Raw genomic sequence first — 16,336 nt, forward strand, 5'->3', positions numbered from 1 at the left:
GCAAGTCTACACTCCGTTTCGGTCGGCGCAAAACCATTGTCCACCGGACAATGTGCGCCCTGCCGGAGGCTATATCAGCTTGGAAATTGTAGATGAAAATGATGCAATTTAAGGAAAATGAAAAAGGGACAGGTTGAAGTTTAATTGGGGACGGGGTTTTTTTGAAAAAACCCCGTCCCCAATTAAATTGTTTTAAATACTTACACATCTTTCATGGTGAGTTGTATTCTTTTTTTCTTTAAGTCTACGCTCATGACTTTGACGTCTACGATGTCTCCTACGCTGACGACTTCTAGTGGATGTTTGATGAATTTTTTGTTTGTCATCTGGGATATGTGTACAAGTCCGTCCTGGTGGACTCCGATGTCTACAAATGCTCCAAAGTCGATTACGTTTCGGACGGTTCCTTTTAAAATCATGCCTTCTTTTAAATCTTTCATTTCCAGGACGTCTGTGCGTAGGATTGGTTTTGGCATCTCGTCTCGTGGGTCGCGTCCTGGTTTTTCCAGTTCTTTTACGATGTCGCGCAGCGTGATTTCTCCGATTTCCAGTTCTTCTGCGAGTTTTTTGTAGTCTTTGATGGTGAGGGATAAGCCTGCTAGTTTACCGGCGCAGATATCTTCGGTGGTAAATCCTTGTTTTTTCAGGAGTTTTTCCGCTGCCTCGTAGCTTTCTGGATGTACGCTTGTTGTGTCCAGTGGATTTTTTCCATTTTGAATGCGTAAGAATCCGGCGCATTGTTCAAATGCTTTTGGTCCTAATTTTGCTACTTTTAAGAGTTGCTTTCTTGTCTCGAATCTTCCTTGTTCTTCCCGGTATGCCACAATATTTTTCGCTATGGCTGAGGTAATGCCGGATATGTAGGAAAGCAGTGGTGCGGAAGCTGTGTTCAGGTCTACGCCTACGCGGTTTACACAAGACTCTACGACTCCGGACAATGTATCATTTAACTTTTTCTGGTTCATGTCATGCTGGTACTGACCGACTCCGATGGATTTCGGATCGATTTTTACTAGTTCTGCCAGCGGGTCCTGCAGTCTTCTTGCGATGGACGCTGCGCTTCTCTGTCCGACATCAAAGTTCGGGAATTCTTCGGTTGCAAGTTTACTTGCAGAATATACGGAAGCTCCCGCCTCATTTACGATGATGTACTGTACTTTCTGTGGAATTTCTTTCAGAAGGTCTACAATGATCATCTCGGACTCGCGTGAAGCTGTTCCGTTTCCAACGGAAATAAGGCTGATATTATATTTTGCAATGAGCTTTTTTAACGTGTCTTTTGCAGCCTGGATTTTCTGTGGTGTCGTCGGTGCTGTAGGATAAATGACGGTAGTGTCTACAACTTTTCCGGTTGGGTCTACGACAGCCAGTTTGCAGCCGGTACGGAATGCCGGATCCCAGCCAAGAACTGTGTGTCCCACGATTGGAGGCTGCATCAGAAGCTGTTCTAAATTCTTGCCAAATACTTCGATGGCTCCATCTTCTGCTTTTTCGGTCAATTCGCCTCGGATTTCGCGCTCGATCGCCGGAGCAATGAGTCGCTTGTAGCTGTCTTCGATTGCTTCTTTGAGAATCTGTGTTGTACTCAGGTTTTCACCATGGATAATTTTCTTTTCCAGATACCGGAGAATGTCCTCCTGCGGTGCCTCGATTTTCACGGTCAGGAATTTTTCTTTCTCGCCACGGTTCAGTGCCAGCGTGCGATATCCAGCCAGACGGTTCACCGGCTCATCGAATTCATAATAATTCTCATAAACAGACTCTGCCTTCTCGTCTTTTGCACTGGAAATGATATGTCCTTTCTGCATCGTCTGCTTCCGGATCCAGCTTCTATAATCCGCCTCATCGGAAATATTCTCAGCGATAATATCTCTGGCACCTTCCAACGCTTCCTGTACATTTGCCACGCCTTTTTCTTCATTTATATATTGCTTTGCAACTTCCTCTAAAGACTCTTTTGTCTTCTGCAGCATGATCAGTGTGGACAAAGGCTCCAGTCCTTTTTCTTTTGCGATGGTCGCGCGAGTCCGTCTCTTTGGCCGATACGGACGATACAGGTCTTCTACAACAACCTGAGTCTGTGCTTCCAGAATCTGCTTTTTCAGTTCTTCAGTAAGTTTTCCCTGCTCTTCGATGGACGCTAATACCTGTTCTTTCTTTTCTTCCAGATTGCGCAGGTAAACGAGTCTTTCATATAATTTACGGAGCTGTTCATCATCCAGCGTTCCGGTTGCTTCTTTTCGATATCTGGCAATAAATGGAATTGTGTTTCCCTCGTCGATCAGCTTCACCGCTGCCTCGACCTGCCAGAGTTTCACACCGAGTTCTTCTGTTATCTTCTGATTAATATCCATATATAGTATCCTTTCTCCATTATCGTGATGCCTGTATCAAAAAGCAGCATCATATTGCATTATTATACTCGAACTACTTTTTATTTACAACATTTTCAAAAATCCTTGGCGCAATCCTTAATGCATCTTCCTATTCTGTATTCACGTTTTGCTGAAATATTTGCTTAAAAACATTTTCACATTTTGCTGAAATATTTGCTGAAAAACATTTTCGCATTTTTTTAGAAAAGCTTTGTAGAAGCAGTTTGTATAAAAAGTTCCTATAAAAAGTGTGTAAACAGAGTCTGCTCTGTTTTCTTGATAATTTTCTCCTTCTATGTTATACTACGCATAGAATTAAACCGAAGGGATTTTTAAGAAAATGAGTGAAATATTATCGAAGCAGCAACTGAAGTCAAAAGAGACGAAAGCTAAGATCTTCCGGGCTGCAAAACACATTTTGCAGAAGCACGGATATGAAGCGCTCTCTATCAAAAATATCTGTGAAAAAGCCGGCGTTTCTAACGGAAGTTTTTATCATCATTTTAAGACTAAAGATGATCTGCTTTCCTACTATATTGAAGAGCAGCCGAATATTAACCCAGATCTTCTTGATATACCAAAGAGTGCTGATGAAGTTAAATCTGCCATTGTATATGTCTACCTGAATTATGTGCATTATTGCCAGGAACTCGGCGTTGAATTTATGGCGAATTATTATACTCCGAAAAACCAGTCTTTGAACCCATTGATCCGTACCGAACGTCCGTACCCGATCGTGACTGTACACAATTATCTGCAGAAATGTATCGGTGCCGGAATCATTTCCCCGAATCAGGATATTGAGGATATCACGACAGATATTCGTATGATCGTTATTGGAAATGTTTTCGAATGGTGCCTGAAAGAGGGGAACGCAGATTTTGAGGGAAATATGAAACGTTCCCTGGAATCTTATATGAATGGAGTCTTCTAACAACTGATGTTGTACGAAAAATACAAATGTTTCAAAAGCATTTTTTCGTGCAGCATCATTTTTTATCATTATGGAATCAACAGTCAGAATGAATTTATTAAATACAAATATTTTATTGAGAACAAATATTTTATTGAGAACAAACATTTTATTGGAAATAAGCATTTTGTTGCAGTGAACTTTATTTGCAGACATAAAAAGAACCTTTAAGTGAGCGTTCTTAAAGGTTCTTTCTATTTTAGAAGGGAAATGGCATTTCTTAATGCCAACAATAATATCTTTATGTTTGTATTATAGTCCAGGTTGCAAAAAAAATCCAATTGCTTATTATTATATAGCAGGTAACTTATAGATTTTATCTATATTTTTAAAATACTCTTGTTTTTCTGGTCTAAATGAACTACAACTATCATCGAGATCCCACCACGAAACAATGATTGAATTCAAGGATTTTCAAATATTAAGCAGGACATTCCGGCAATATAATGATACACTAGAAGAGTGTAGACTTGCAGCGGTGCGCAGTAGAGTATGTCATGCAATTGCATGACGCGCACCTCGCAGCAAGAATGCCGAGGCATTCTTGAATTCAAGCACAAAAGATTAGGTGGAGGAACGACTATGTATGCATTTATCGTAAATCCGAATTCCAGATCCGGCCTCGGCCTTAAGATCTGGGAACAATTAGAACTTATATTAAAAGAAAGACATATCGATTATCAGATTTATTTCACCAGACGTCCGGGACACGGTACCAGGCTTGCTGCGCAAATCTGTGACACCGATGCTGACACGCTGGTCGTTCTTGGCGGAGATGGCACTATCGGCGAAGTTGTTGACGGAATTCGTGATCTCACAAAGCTGACCCTGGCTTATATCCCGATTGGCTCTGGAAATGATTTTGCCAGGTCTATGAAGCTGACAAAAGATCCGACGAAAGCCCTCTTACATATCTTAAATCCCACAGACTACGCGTACATTAATGTGGGGCTTTTGAAAACACCACAAATAGAGAGACGCTACGCCGTCAGTTCCGGAATCGGTTTTGATGCAGATGTGTGCTACCACAATAATCTGTCTTCGAAACTGAAGCATTTCCTGAATAAATGTAAACTTGGAAAGCTTTCCTATACTGCCATTGCGCTCCATTTGCTTTTGACTTCCAATCCAAAATCCATGCGGATTACACTGGATGATCAAAAGCCGATTACATTTCCAAAAGTGTATTTTATTGCAGCTATGAACCAGAGATACGAGGGCGGCGGCTTTGAATTCTGTCCGAAAGCGGATCCCAAAGACGATCTGCTGGATATTATTGTCGTGTCTGGCTTAAGCAAATTCAAGATTCTCTGCCTGCTGCCGACCGCATATAAGGGAAAGCACACAAAATTTAAAGGAATCTATACCTACCAGTGCAAAAGTGCTAAAATTGAAAGCGTGCAGGTTCTGCCTGTACACACGGATGGTGAGGCTGATCTTCGCTCCGACACCGCTACATTTGCATTGGAGCCGGACCGGATCCGATTCATCCGCTCTTAATGATATGAAACAATAAAGGAGGCATTTTTTCATGCATGTTGTCATCATACTGTTGATTCTTTTCATATTATTATATTGTTTTGCGATTTTCCCGGAAATGTCCAGACAAAAGCGCATGAAAGCATTTCATGGAATTATGTTCGCCCACAGAGGGCTTCACAGTAAGACTCACGGAATTCCGGAAAATTCCATGTCAGCTTTTCGCGCCGCAATTCAAAAAAATTACGGAATTGAGCTGGATCTTCATCTGACACGCGACGGTGAGCTGGTCGTCTTCCACGACGATGACCTGAAACGTGTCTGCGGACGGCCGGAACGTCCGGAGGATCTGACTGCTGCGGAGCTGACAAAATGTACGCTTCTTGGTACGAAAGAACATATCCCGCTGTTTCGCGATGTGCTTGCACTCGTAAATGACCAGGTTCCACTCCTTGTAGAGTTAAAAATTCCGGAACGAAACATGCAGATTTGCCAAAAAGCATACGAAATGCTACGCTCTTACCACGGTGCATTTCTTCTTGAATCCTTTAATTCCGAAGGTCTGTACTGGTTCCGGAAAAATGCTCCGGAAGTCCTAAGAGGACAATTATCTTCCAGACTGACAAAGGAGAAATCCGATGTATCCTGGTTTTTACGGTTCTTTGTGGAAAATCTGTGGTGTAATTTTCTTGGGCGCCCGGACTTTATTGCTTATAAATTGACTGACCTGCCCAAACTCACGGTGACATTGCTGCGCATTTTCTCCGGAACAACCATCGCAGTGTGGACACTTCGCACAAAAGACGCTATCCACGAGGGGAAACAGGAATACGATATTCAGATTTTTGAAAACCCGGTAAAATTTATTAACAAATAGTGAACTTTCTTGTTGCACAGATGATTTCATGTTATAATCCGTTTGAAACAAAAGAACGTAACCTGATTAAGATTTATCCGTTTGAAACAAAAGAACGTAACCTGATTAAGATTTATTCGTTTGAAAAGGGGATTCATATGAAAGCGATATCCAAAATGAAATCGTTGATTCTGAAGTACCGGCATGCATGGGTTCTGTTATATGGTCTGATTTATATGCCATGGTTCTGCTACCTGGAAAAGCGTCAGACAATCCACTATCTCATCCACTCACCACTGGATGAGTATATCCCATTTGTCGAGTACTTTATTATTCCATACTTATTATGGTTCGTATTTCTCGCCGTAACCGGTGCATACTTTTTCTTTACGAACCGCAGAGACTTTTACCGGCTGGCAGCATTTCTGTGCAGCGGTATGACCATTTTCCTCATTGTCTGTACCATTTTCCCAAATGGGCTGAACCTGCGTCCGGTCACATTTCCACGGGAAAATATCTTCACGGATTTGGTGCGAATGATATATTCGGTGGATACCCCGACCAATGTGCTGCCGAGTATTCACGTTTATAACTCCATCGGAGCTATGGCAGCAATTGCCCACAGCACATCCCTGAAAAAGCACCGCGGAGTTCAGATTGGCTCCTATGTACTTGGAATTTTGATTATTTTCTCTACAGTATTTTTGAAGCAGCATTCCATCACAGATGTGATTGCCGCCCTCGCAATGGCATGTATGATTTATCCATTTGTATATGCAACGCAGGAAAAGAAAGAAACAAAACTTTCACAGCAATTGATTTAATATTTGGTTAAAACTGGAGATGTCTCCTGTTTGATATACACACGAAAGAAGGGGTAGAATAAATATGAGAGCAGAATTTACAGATGATCTGATTACCGGAAACGAATTAATCGATTCACAGCACGAAGAATTAATCGGTCGAATCAACAAACTCCTCGACAGTTGTGAAGCAGGCGAAGGAAAAATAAGTGCAATAAAGATGTTAGACTACCTTGCCAAGTACACAGACATACACTTTGGTGATGAAGAAGCGCTTCAGAAAGAAGTCTGTTATCCGGATTACGACAAACACCATGCAAAACACGAAGAATTCAAACAGACGATTCAAGAGTTGAATGAGATGCTCCAGGAAGAAGAAGGTCCTTCCGATGCATTCGTTCAGAAGGTAGAAGAACATGTAGTAAAGTGGTTCTACCGCCACATCAGCAGTTTTGACCGTTCCGTTGCAGAATATATTAATATGCGCGAAAACGGTGGAAGATTATAATCAGGATTTATACATGGATCTTAAATATATGTAACCTCAAATCGTATTCCTTGAAAAAGGAATACGATTTTTTTGTACAATTAAGACAATTTTAATTGGGACAGGTTAAATTTTAATTGGGGACGGGGTTTTTTTGAAAAAACCCCGTCCCCAATTAAAATTATATCAATTTCATATACTTTTCGAACGCTGACGGGATAGGATACTCTTTTTGAATTTCTTCTGGGTGAATGAAAAGATATTTCTTGTTGTTTGTTTTTTCCAATTCGTCTACGCGTATATCATATCCGATCATCTGCCATTCGATGTGGCTGAAAATGTGTTTTGCTGCGGGCAATTTTTTTATGTGAATCGGCATGAGTCCAATCTCTTTGCAATACTGTGTTATCTCTTTTTTGTTCAAGTGTTCTTCTATGTTCGGGAGTTCGTAAAGTCCTGCCAGAAGCCCTTTTGCTGGTCGTTTGCAAATAGCAATCTTATCTTCATCTCGCAAGATGAACACTGTCTTTTTTTCGATTCGTCTTGCTTTTGCTTTTTCTTTTACTGGAAGTTCCTGGATTTTTCCTTGTATTCTTGCCTGGCAAAATGGTGCTGCCGGACATTCTTCGCATTTGGGTTCCCCATTTGGAACACACACAATTGCGCCGAGTTCAATGAGTCCCTGGTTAAAATCTCCTGCGCAATCTTTTGGAATAATTTTTTTAAGTTTTTCTTCGATTTGTTTTCTTGTGCTTTGCTTCATGATGTCGCTGTCGTCTGCAGTGATTCTTGTTATAACGCGCAGAACGTTGCCGTCTACCGCTGGATACGGAAGTCCGAAGGAAAATGAACTGATTGCTCCGGCAGTGTAATTGCCAATGCCGGTGAGTGACTGAATTTCTTCATATGTCTTTGGAAATGTCCCATTGTAATCTACCATGATCTGTCTGGCTGCTTTTTGCATATTCCGGACACGATTGTAATATCCAAGGCCTTCCCATAATTTTAAGAGCTTGTCTTCTTCAACATTTGCCAGAGCATTTACATTCGGAAGTGCTTCCATGAACCTTGCATAATAGCGCTTTACTGCTTCTACTCGTGTCTGCTGAAGCATTATTTCTGAAACCCAGATTCGATATGGGTCCGTGGTGTGACGCCATGGAAGATCTCTTCGTGCTTTTTGATACCATGGTACCAGCACCTGGCTCAGTTCATACAATTCCGGGTTTTCTAATATTACCGGGACTGGATCTTGTATCCGGATTTCATCTTCTCTGACCGAACAATCGTAAGCAACTACATGTACTCCGGCTTCTGCTGCCTCTTTAAGTGCTTCTTTAAATTCCGGATGTGTGTCCATGTTCGGCGTAAAATAACGCACGCCAGACATTTGTATTACAAAAAACACATAGCATTCGTAACCTTCTTTTAATGCTTCTTTTAGTTCATGGACATGCTTTACCGCGCGCTCGCTTGGGGCATCCGGAAATCGCACAACACCATTTTCTTCTAATGTTACACCTTTGACTTCAATCAAAATTTTTCGATCCTGGGCTTCTACATAGAGATCGATCCTTGATTTTCCATATGTGTACTCCGGCTGAATTTTTGTGATACCATGGATTCGATCACTCTGGTTGTGCAGATTGTGATTCCATTTTTCCTGTTCCAGCCATTCTTTTACGATTTTATTGGGAATCTGGGAGTCCATATTAATCAGCCTATCCCCTTTTCTTACAGCAATCAAATCCCAGCGCGTCTTACGTTTTTTCCCAATATTCGTAGATTTTGAACTAACCGCCACCTGCATTTCGCCTTGTAAAAATTCATTATCTGACAACCAGTCTTCGGCTTCCTGCTGGCTGTCCTGGACATAGACTTCTGCCCCTGGTACCAGCAGTTCCGCACATCGTCCGGTATTCTTTACATGAACTGTCTCTTCTGCGCCTTCAATCTCTATTTTTGCAATAAATCGGTTCGGACGGCTGATAAAATGTCCTACTCGGATATTCTGATATTTCATATATTTCCCTTTCCCAATTATTTCCTGGAAGTAGCACTTTCCAATTACTTCCTGGAAGTAGCACTTTCCAATTACTTCCTGAAAGTAGCATTTCCCAATTATTATCCTGGAAGTAGCATTTCCCAATTATTTCCTGGAAGTAGCACTTTTCCAAAAGAAAGCCTGAGTATATTAACTCAGACTTCCTTCATTCGTACGATTTTCTTTCTCTTCCTGCTCCAGGACACACGTCTGGATTGCCTCGTTGAGTGACAACATCTTGTCATCTAACGAAGATACCATCTCCGCACATTCCCGCAACTCCCGGCTGATGTAATCCGGTGCATTTCCCTCAAATTTATAATATATCTTATGTTCCAGACTTGCCCAGAAATCCATGGCAATGGTCCGAATCTGTATCTCAACTTTTGTATCAACAACACTGTCAGACAAGAAAATCGGCACAGACACCAGCATATGATAACTCTTATATCCACTTTCTTTCGGGTTCTTGATATAATCTTTGATGGACAGAACCTTCAAGTCGCTCTGATTACCAATCATCTCTGCAAGACGATAAATGTCTGATGTAAAGGAACAAATGAGCCGCACACCTGCAATATCGTTGATATACTTTACCATATTCTCTATGGAAGTCTCATATCCGTAACGTTTCAGTTTCTTTACGATACTCTCTGCTGTCTTTACTCTTGTCTTAATATGTTCAATCGGATTATACTGATGAACATGTTGAAATTCATCATTCAATATCTCCAGTTTTGTTCCGACTTCTTTTAATGCCGACTGGTATAAGAACATAACCGTTTTCCAACTATCGACATCTTCATAATTCTTTATTACACGCTCCATATCTCACTTCTCCTCTCCATATTGAAGAGAAAAATTCGTACTTGTTTATTATAACACACTCCACTTCACTTGTGGGTCTGTTCACGAAAACTTAATAAATGATATTCGGGGCTGAAGACTCCACTCTATAATATCCACTGATTTTTCTTAATATTCAATTCCTTCTCTTGCTGTAATTCCCTGATCATATGGATGTTTGACTTTTCGGATCTCGGTTACATAATCAGCAAGCTCCAGCACTTTATCTGAGACAGCATGACCGGTCAGCACTATTTCCAGACCACGTGGTTTGTGCTCCAGAAACTCTACCAGCTTTTCTTCACTTAATACGCCCAGCTGCACTGCACATAATATTTCGTCCAGTACCAGTACATCAAATGGACCGCAAAATTTTATAATCTCATCCAGTGCTTTATTGTTATAATGCTTTAATCTTGCTTTTTCGTCTGCATTCATCTTGCTAACGAACTTCACACGATCTTTTCCCGGCAGACAGGTCACATTCGGGATCTGCTCCAAAATAACACGTTCACTGGAAGAGTTGTCTTTTAAAAACTGGAACATCAGAACATCCAGACCACTTCCTGCCGCACGCAGCACTAATCCCATAGCTGCTGTCGTTTTCCCTTTTCCGTCTCCGTAATATACATGTATCCTTCCAGTTCCTATCATCTACAATTCTCCATTTCTTATTTCAAATTTGCCATAAATAATTCGTAAAAATCATCTTCTCCGGCAAGCATTGGTGAATTTTCTCCCCCACCATTCGTACTTCTTTTCATAGCTGCATGGAATTCCTCTCCTGCGCAAATAATATCCATTTCATAAATTTCATATCCCAGCTCCTGACAGACTCTGCAAAATGCACTAAGCGGTTCTTTTTCCTTCTTTGTGTTCTTAAGCCGTTCCTTAAGTTCTGGTTCTTTTAACGCCCGGTTCTGTAATTCATCTAACACATCTATTACATTTGCCATATTATTTCACATCCACTTTCTTACAAATGTCCTGGAGGCAGCATTTATCGCAATAAGGTTTTGTTCTGGCTGTACATACTTCTCTTCCATGGTTAACCAGTCTGTGGCAGAAGCTGTTTCCTTCTTCTGGTGGTATAATCTTCCACAATGCCATCTCTACTTTTTTCGGATCTTTCATCTTGTCTACAAGTCCGATTCGATTACATAATCTGATGCAATGCGTATCTGTAACAATTGCCGGCTTGCCGAACACATCCCCCATGATCAGATTCGCGCTCTTTCTTCCCACTCCCGGGAGCTTTAATAATTTGTCAAAATCATCTGGGACTTTTCCATTATATTCATCCCGAAGTATCTTCATGCATGCGCTGATGTCTCTTGCTTTACTTTTTCCAAGTCCACACGGTCTTACGATCTCTTCTATCTCCTCCACCGGCGCATCTGCAAGTGCATTTACATCTGGAAATTTTGCATAGAGATCTTCTACGACTACATTGACCCTCGCATCTGTACACTGGGCTGCCAGACGTACACTGACAAGAAGCTTCCAGGCTTCATCATAATCTAATGTACAATCCGCATCCGGATATTCTTCTTTCAGGCGACGGATTACTTCCAGAGCTAGTTCTTTTTTTCGCATGCTAATCTCTCCTTCTATCAGTCTGACAATAGAACAACTTTTGTTCAAAAATGCCTCGGATTTTTTTGCTCGCCATCTGCAAAGGCGAGAGCCATCTCATATCTGATATAATAACACACTTTCCGACATGACAAAAGCAGATAACACTAAGTTACCTGCTTTTTGTTGCCAAGCATACGACAAAAAGGTCCGGTGGACCTTTTTTAGTCTGCAAATGCTACTCTTTTATGTTCGTAGTATCCTTAAATCATCTCAAGGAATGCTGCGATTCGTGTATCAAGCTGTCCTACATCTGCCTGTGAATAATCTGTCTCGATATGAATATAAGGAAGTCCTTTTTCTTTTACACGCTTCTCGATGCTCTTTGCCTCAATGTTATATGTATGACAGGCCTGAAGGGTCATCTCAACAACTCCTTCTACCTGATACTCGTCAAGCAATCTTTCCAACAATTCATAACGATTCGTGTCTGGAGTCATGACAGAACAGCCAATTGCCAGATAACGTTCTGCTATTGCCTGATAAATGTCTTCTGCATCTTCATCGATCAGGCGATCCACTGACTTCGCACCTCCACAGTTCTCATATACAACGACATTTCCACCATTTTCTTCAATTGCTTTTACAACCTTCATCGGAGCACCGCTGCTTGGGCAACCTGTCAGGAGAATTCTCTTTCGTCTCTCTGGCTTTTCTCCTTCTTCGTATTCTTTCATGATTTTTTCTGTCAGTGCATCAATTTCTGCCGGCATTGCTTCTTTATCAAATTTGAACTGGCTTCCATAAAGAACATTAAAAAGCTTGGAACCTTCCATTGGCGCCGGATCATTTTTCATTGTCTCATAAAACCTGCGAAGTGCCAGCCGTCCCTGGTTAGCAACATGAACTGCATGGCGAACCTGTTCTTCTGTGATTGTTGTGTTAAATGTCTCTTCAAGATATTCTTTGAATCGTATAATCTCCTTTTTCCAAAGTTCTAATGCTGCTTCATTCTGAGTATTTGGAAGTTCCATAATGTACACATTTTTAAACTCTTTCATTAACTCGTACATTTTTTTCTTTCCATCGCAAGTTGTTTCCCCGACAACCACATCTGAAAAATAGAAAAATGGACATTTGTCAGTTACAGCAAAACCATAACTTGCTTTTACCATCGGGCAAAGGTTCTTTGGAAGATCTTTTTCTGCAATCGGGATTGTCTCATCAGATGTGGAACAAAGTCCGACTGTTACAGCTCCCATAGCCATGGCAATTTCCTGTGGAAAATATGTACAATACGCGCCAATTACTGGAATCCCCTTATCTTTTACCTCTTTCATGACCAAAAATGATTTCTGCCTCTGCTCTGCAAATTCTTCGAAAATCTCAGGCAATTCTTTTACTAACTCCATGTTGCTTCCTCCTTAAGTTTTCATTTCCCCACCATATAATTATGCATGGAAAATTATATCGTATCTCAATATGATTTTTATTGTAGTCTTTTTATTAATATCGGACAAATTGGTATTTATAATATATTCATTGAGATATTTTGTTTACCTATAGTTTCAAGAAATCTTACCAGGTGCAAGAACCTTTACCAGCTGTAAAAGTCCTTACGCATTGAATACGTATTTATCCAGTCTGTCAAATGCTTCTCTCACTCTGGAATTCGGCAGAGCGAGGTTCATGCGGATATACCATTCTCCATGAAATGCTTTTCCGCTCTGCCAAAACACTCCTGCCTCGTAGCCCATTTTCAACAGTTCCTCTGCAGTTTTTCCATGAGCCTTGCACCACTCTTCACAGTCAATGAAAAGCATGTATGTTCCCTGTGGTCTAGATACATGCACACCTTCGAAATGCTCGTCAATATAATCGCAGGCATATGCCACATTTTCTCCGATGACCTGTCTGAGTTCGTCCACCCACTCGCAGCCTTCCGGTTTATATGCACCTATCAGCGCATACATAGACAGCACATTCATCGAATTATAGTGACACAGAGAGGATTCTTTTATAATGCGCTCCCTGAGTGTCCGATTATAAATGATATGATAACTGCCAATCAGTCCTGCCAGATTAAATGTCTTGGATGGCGCATAGAGTGCTACTGTACGGTTCTTTGCATCTTCTGAAACAGACTGCGTCGGAATATGCTGATGTCCGTCCAGAATAATGTCAGACCAAATTTCATCAGAAATAACTGTCACATCGTATTTTGCATAAAGTTCCATTGCTTTTTCAATCTCCCAGCGCTCCCAGACACGTCCGGTTGGATTATGTGGAGAGCAGAAAATTGCAGCGTGAATTTTATTTTTTACTATTTTCTCCTCCATATCTTCAAAATCCATACGCCAGATTCCCTCTTCATCTTTTTTCAGATTACTGTGCACAATATGATATCCGTTGTTGTTGAGCGTTCCTGTAAATCCAATATATGTCGGTGCATGAACAAGTACATGATCTCCCTGAGAGCAAAGCACATGAAGCGCACTTGCAACACCTCCAAGAACTCCATTTTCATAACCGATATGCTCTTTTTCAAGACCTGTTACATGATTTCTCATCTCATGCCATCTGATGATGCTGTCAAAATATTCATCTCTTGTCTTAAAATATCCGTAAGTGGGATGTTTTGCCCTCTCGATAATTGCCTCAGTGATCGTTGGTAAAGCCGGGAAGTTCATATCCGCAATCCACATTGGAATCATGTCAAGACCGTCTCTTACCTGAATCGGATTCTTCGGACCAAGCAGATTTGGTAATACATCTACCGCAATCGCATCCTTTCCTTTTCTGTCAATAATACTCGTAAAATCGTATTTCATTTTATTCCTCTCCTGTCTCATACTTGTTTTAATATTGAAAAAAGCATTTATGGAAAAATTATAACATCTATCTTATTCATCGTATAGATGACATGCCACCCAGTGGTCTTTGGAAATCTCTTTTAATTCCGGGCATGTCTCATGGCAAATGTCCATACATTTGCTGCAACGTCCACAAAAACGGCATCCTTTTGGCGGGTTGACTGGACTTGGCACATCTCCTTGAAGAAAAATTCTCTTTTTTGTTTTTGCCACATCCGGATCTGCAATCGGCACTGCGGATAACAATGCTTCGGTATATGGATGATATGGATTCTTATAAAGATCTGCTGCCGAAGACATTTCTACCATATTTCCAAGGTACATCACTCCAATTTTGTCAGAAATGTGTTTTACCATAGACAAGTCATGTGCTATGAACAACATTGTCAGATTCCGTTCTTCTTTCAGCCGTTCCAAAAGATTTACAATCTGTGCTTGAATGGATACATCCAATGCTGAAATGGGTTCGTCGCAAAATAAGAATTCCGGTTCTACAGACAATGCTCTTGCTATTCCAATCCGCTGTCTCTGACCTCCAGAGAATTCATGCACATTACGGTTGGCATGTTCTGCACTAAGTCCTACCATTTCCAAAAGTTCCATAACTTTCTTTTCTTCTTCCGACTGATTAGATACCAGCTTATGTATCCGCATTCCTTCTGCAATAATATCGTATACTTTCTGATGCGGATCCAGTGACGCATATGGATCTTGAAAAATCATCTGAACTTTACTTGTAAGTTCAAAGCGCTCTTTGTTACTCATTTTATGAATATTTTTGCCTTGATACAAGACTTCGCCGGACTGTGGCTCATACATTCCAATACAGGTCTTGCCACATGTTGTTTTCCCACAACCCGATTCTCCAACAATTCCTAATGTTTCTCCTCTTTGAATCTGAAATGAGACATGATCCACAGCCTTTAACACTCCCTTATGCTTCACAGGGAAATATTTGCACAGGTTCCGTACTTCCAGCTCTATTTCTTTTGCAGAATCACTACTCATCTGTCTTTCCTCCTATTTCATACGGCAGTCCTGACCTGTCTGCCTTTTCGTTCATCAGCCAGCAGCTGATTTCATGCTCTTTTTCCAGCTGCGTTTTCGGCGGCTCGTATTCTTCACATATCTTCATTGCATACGGACATCTTGCGCAAAATCCACAGCCTTTCGGCGGATTGGTCATATCCGGTATGCTTCCTTCAATTGCAATCAGTTTACTGTCTTCTTCATAATCAATTCTTGGAACAGAATTCAGAAGTGCCCATGTATATGGATGCTGCGGGTGATAGAACAGTTCTCTGCAAGGAGCTTTTTCTACAATCTTTCCCGCGTACATTACAATAATTTCATCTGCAATATCTGCCACCACACCCATGTCATGAGTAATCATGAGAATTGACATCTTTGTTTCTTCCTGCAGTTCCTTCATCAACTCCAGAATCTGTGCCTGAATCGTAACATCCAAAGCGGTTGTCGGTTCATCTGCAATCAAAAGTTCTGGTTTTGTAATCATTGCCATAGCAATCATCACTCTCTGCCGCATTCCTCCAGACAGTTCATGTGGATATTTATTCATGCATGTCTCTGGATCAGGAATTCCTACCTTTGCCAGCATCTTGACCGCTTTCGTCCACATTTCCTGTTTATTTTCCTTTTGATGATTTTTTAAGTTCTCTATAATCTGTTTGCCAATTGATTTTGTCGGATTCAGAGAAACCAGGGCATCCTGAAAAATCATAGAACAGTCTTTCCCTCGGAAATCATTCCATTCTTTTTTACTATTATTCAGTATATCTTTTCCCCTAAATAATACCACACTTCCATTTTTTACCTTTCCCGGCTTATCAATCAGACCTAATAACGTCTTGGCTGTTACAGATTTTCCACAGCCCGATTCTCCAACCAGCGCAACTGTCTTTCCTTCACAAATGTTAAACGAAATTCCTCTTACCGCCTGCACTTCTCCAGCATATGTATAATATGATACTGATAAATCTTTTACTTCTACTAATGATTTCATTC

General features: G+C 41.0%; 15 protein-coding genes. 5 read left to right on the forward strand and 10 right to left on the reverse strand.

What is annotated here, in order from left to right; translation table 11 throughout:
- Positions 1–200: 200 nt before the first annotated feature.
- Positions 201–2,354 (reverse strand): Tex family protein, encoded by a 2,154-nt coding sequence (locus tag C7E02_RS11475; protein ID WP_005332150.1) that lies wholly within the window; start codon positions 2,352–2,354, stop codon positions 201–203.
- Between the two features lie 361 nt (positions 2,355–2,715).
- Here C7E02_RS11475 and C7E02_RS11480 point away from each other — a divergent pair, with 361 nt between their 5' ends.
- The 5 genes from C7E02_RS11480 to C7E02_RS11505 all read left to right on the forward strand — a co-directional run bounded on the left by C7E02_RS11480 (position 2,716) and on the right by C7E02_RS11505 (position 6,994).
- Positions 2,716–3,309 carry a TetR/AcrR family transcriptional regulator gene (locus tag C7E02_RS11480; protein ID WP_022279601.1) on the forward strand — a complete coding sequence of 198 codons (594 nt, stop codon included), beginning with the start codon at positions 2,716–2,718 and terminating at the stop codon, positions 3,307–3,309.
- A 621-nt stretch (positions 3,310–3,930) separates the two neighbouring features.
- Positions 3,931–4,848 (forward strand): diacylglycerol/lipid kinase family protein, encoded by a 918-nt coding sequence (locus tag C7E02_RS11490; RefSeq protein WP_022279602.1) that lies wholly within the window; start codon positions 3,931–3,933, stop codon positions 4,846–4,848.
- Positions 4,849–4,879: 31 nt separating this feature from the next.
- On the forward strand, positions 4,880–5,704 hold the full coding sequence (locus C7E02_RS11495) for a glycerophosphodiester phosphodiesterase (RefSeq protein WP_105309613.1): 825 nt from the start codon (positions 4,880–4,882) through the stop codon (positions 5,702–5,704).
- Positions 5,704–6,507, forward strand: a complete 804-nt coding sequence (locus C7E02_RS11500) for a phosphatase PAP2 family protein (RefSeq protein WP_005342728.1) — start codon at positions 5,704–5,706, stop codon at positions 6,505–6,507. Before C7E02_RS11495 ends, C7E02_RS11500 begins: the two co-directional genes overlap by 1 nt.
- 64 nt (positions 6,508–6,571) lie before the next feature.
- On the forward strand, positions 6,572–6,994 hold the full coding sequence (locus C7E02_RS11505; protein ID WP_005342727.1) for a bacteriohemerythrin: 423 nt from the start codon (positions 6,572–6,574) through the stop codon (positions 6,992–6,994).
- 160 nt (positions 6,995–7,154) lie between these two features.
- Here the strand turns inward: C7E02_RS11505 and mutY are convergent, their stop codons facing one another.
- The 9 genes from mutY to C7E02_RS11550 form a co-directional block, all read right to left on the reverse strand.
- Entirely contained in the window at positions 7,155–8,996 is a 1,842-nt protein-coding gene (gene mutY / locus C7E02_RS11510; RefSeq protein ID WP_105309844.1) for an A/G-specific adenine glycosylase, read from the reverse strand.
- Between the two features lie 171 nt (positions 8,997–9,167).
- Positions 9,168–9,845, reverse strand: coding sequence for a GTP pyrophosphokinase (locus C7E02_RS11515; protein ID WP_005338843.1), 678 nt, complete (start codon positions 9,843–9,845; stop codon positions 9,168–9,170).
- A gap of 147 nt (positions 9,846–9,992) precedes the next feature.
- On the reverse strand, positions 9,993–10,517 hold the full coding sequence (locus C7E02_RS11520; RefSeq protein WP_105309614.1) for a cob(I)yrinic acid a,c-diamide adenosyltransferase: 525 nt from the start codon (positions 10,515–10,517) through the stop codon (positions 9,993–9,995).
- 17 nt (positions 10,518–10,534) lie between these two features.
- Positions 10,535–10,819, reverse strand: a complete 285-nt coding sequence (locus C7E02_RS11525; protein ID WP_005338844.1) for a hypothetical protein — start codon at positions 10,817–10,819, stop codon at positions 10,535–10,537.
- Between the two features lies 1 nt (position 10,820).
- Positions 10,821–11,459: an endonuclease III domain-containing protein gene (locus C7E02_RS11530; RefSeq protein ID WP_005338846.1), complete on the reverse strand. Its 639-nt coding sequence runs from the start codon at positions 11,457–11,459 to the stop codon at positions 10,821–10,823.
- Between the two features lie 242 nt (positions 11,460–11,701).
- Positions 11,702–12,850 (reverse strand): double-cubane-cluster-containing anaerobic reductase, encoded by a 1,149-nt coding sequence (locus C7E02_RS11535; RefSeq protein ID WP_005338879.1) that lies wholly within the window; start codon positions 12,848–12,850, stop codon positions 11,702–11,704.
- Positions 12,851–13,054: 204 nt separating this feature from the next.
- Positions 13,055–14,269, reverse strand: a complete 1,215-nt coding sequence (locus tag C7E02_RS11540) for a MalY/PatB family protein (protein ID WP_105309615.1) — start codon at positions 14,267–14,269, stop codon at positions 13,055–13,057.
- A gap of 72 nt (positions 14,270–14,341) precedes the next feature.
- Positions 14,342–15,319, reverse strand: a complete 978-nt coding sequence (locus C7E02_RS11545; protein ID WP_105309616.1) for an ABC transporter ATP-binding protein — start codon at positions 15,317–15,319, stop codon at positions 14,342–14,344.
- Positions 15,312–16,334: an ABC transporter ATP-binding protein gene (locus C7E02_RS11550; RefSeq protein ID WP_105309617.1), complete on the reverse strand. Its 1,023-nt coding sequence runs from the start codon at positions 16,332–16,334 to the stop codon at positions 15,312–15,314. The genes C7E02_RS11545 and C7E02_RS11550 overlap by 8 nt, the downstream gene beginning before the upstream one ends.
- Between the last annotated feature and the right edge of the window lie 2 nt (positions 16,335–16,336).

The sequence above is a fragment of the Dorea sp. Marseille-P4042 genome (assembly GCF_900290215.1).
GTDB classification, from domain to species: domain Bacteria; phylum Bacillota; class Clostridia; order Lachnospirales; family Lachnospiraceae; genus Dorea; species Dorea formicigenerans.

Excerpts from the sequence above, each read along its gene's own strand:
- C7E02_RS11495 (WP_105309613.1), top strand. The coding sequence starts at position 4,880 with ATGCATGTTGTCATCATACTGTTGATTCTTTTCATATTATTATATTGT.
- C7E02_RS11525 (WP_005338844.1), bottom strand. The coding sequence starts at position 10,819 with ATGGCAAATGTAATAGATGTGTTAGATGAATTACAGAACCGGGCGTTA.
- C7E02_RS11535 (WP_005338879.1), bottom strand. The coding sequence starts at position 12,850 with ATGGAGTTAGTAAAAGAATTGCCTGAGATTTTCGAAGAATTTGCAGAG.
- C7E02_RS11520 (WP_105309614.1), bottom strand. The coding sequence starts at position 10,517 with ATGATAGGAACTGGAAGGATACATGTATATTACGGAGACGGAAAAGGG.
- C7E02_RS11505 (WP_005342727.1), top strand. The coding sequence starts at position 6,572 with ATGAGAGCAGAATTTACAGATGATCTGATTACCGGAAACGAATTAATC.
- C7E02_RS11550 (WP_105309617.1), bottom strand. The coding sequence starts at position 16,334 with ATGAAATCATTAGTAGAAGTAAAAGATTTATCAGTATCATATTATACA.
- C7E02_RS11515 (WP_005338843.1), bottom strand. The coding sequence starts at position 9,845 with ATGGAGCGTGTAATAAAGAATTATGAAGATGTCGATAGTTGGAAAACG.
- C7E02_RS11540 (WP_105309615.1), bottom strand. The coding sequence starts at position 14,269 with ATGAAATACGATTTTACGAGTATTATTGACAGAAAAGGAAAGGATGCG.
- C7E02_RS11530 (WP_005338846.1), bottom strand. The coding sequence starts at position 11,459 with ATGCGAAAAAAAGAACTAGCTCTGGAAGTAATCCGTCGCCTGAAAGAA.
- C7E02_RS11475 (WP_005332150.1), bottom strand. The coding sequence starts at position 2,354 with ATGGATATTAATCAGAAGATAACAGAAGAACTCGGTGTGAAACTCTGG.
- mutY (WP_105309844.1), bottom strand. The coding sequence starts at position 8,996 with ATGAAATATCAGAATATCCGAGTAGGACATTTTATCAGCCGTCCGAAC.
- C7E02_RS11545 (WP_105309616.1), bottom strand. The coding sequence starts at position 15,319 with ATGAGTAGTGATTCTGCAAAAGAAATAGAGCTGGAAGTACGGAACCTG.
- C7E02_RS11490 (WP_022279602.1), top strand. The coding sequence starts at position 3,931 with ATGTATGCATTTATCGTAAATCCGAATTCCAGATCCGGCCTCGGCCTT.
- C7E02_RS11480 (WP_022279601.1), top strand. The coding sequence starts at position 2,716 with ATGAGTGAAATATTATCGAAGCAGCAACTGAAGTCAAAAGAGACGAAA.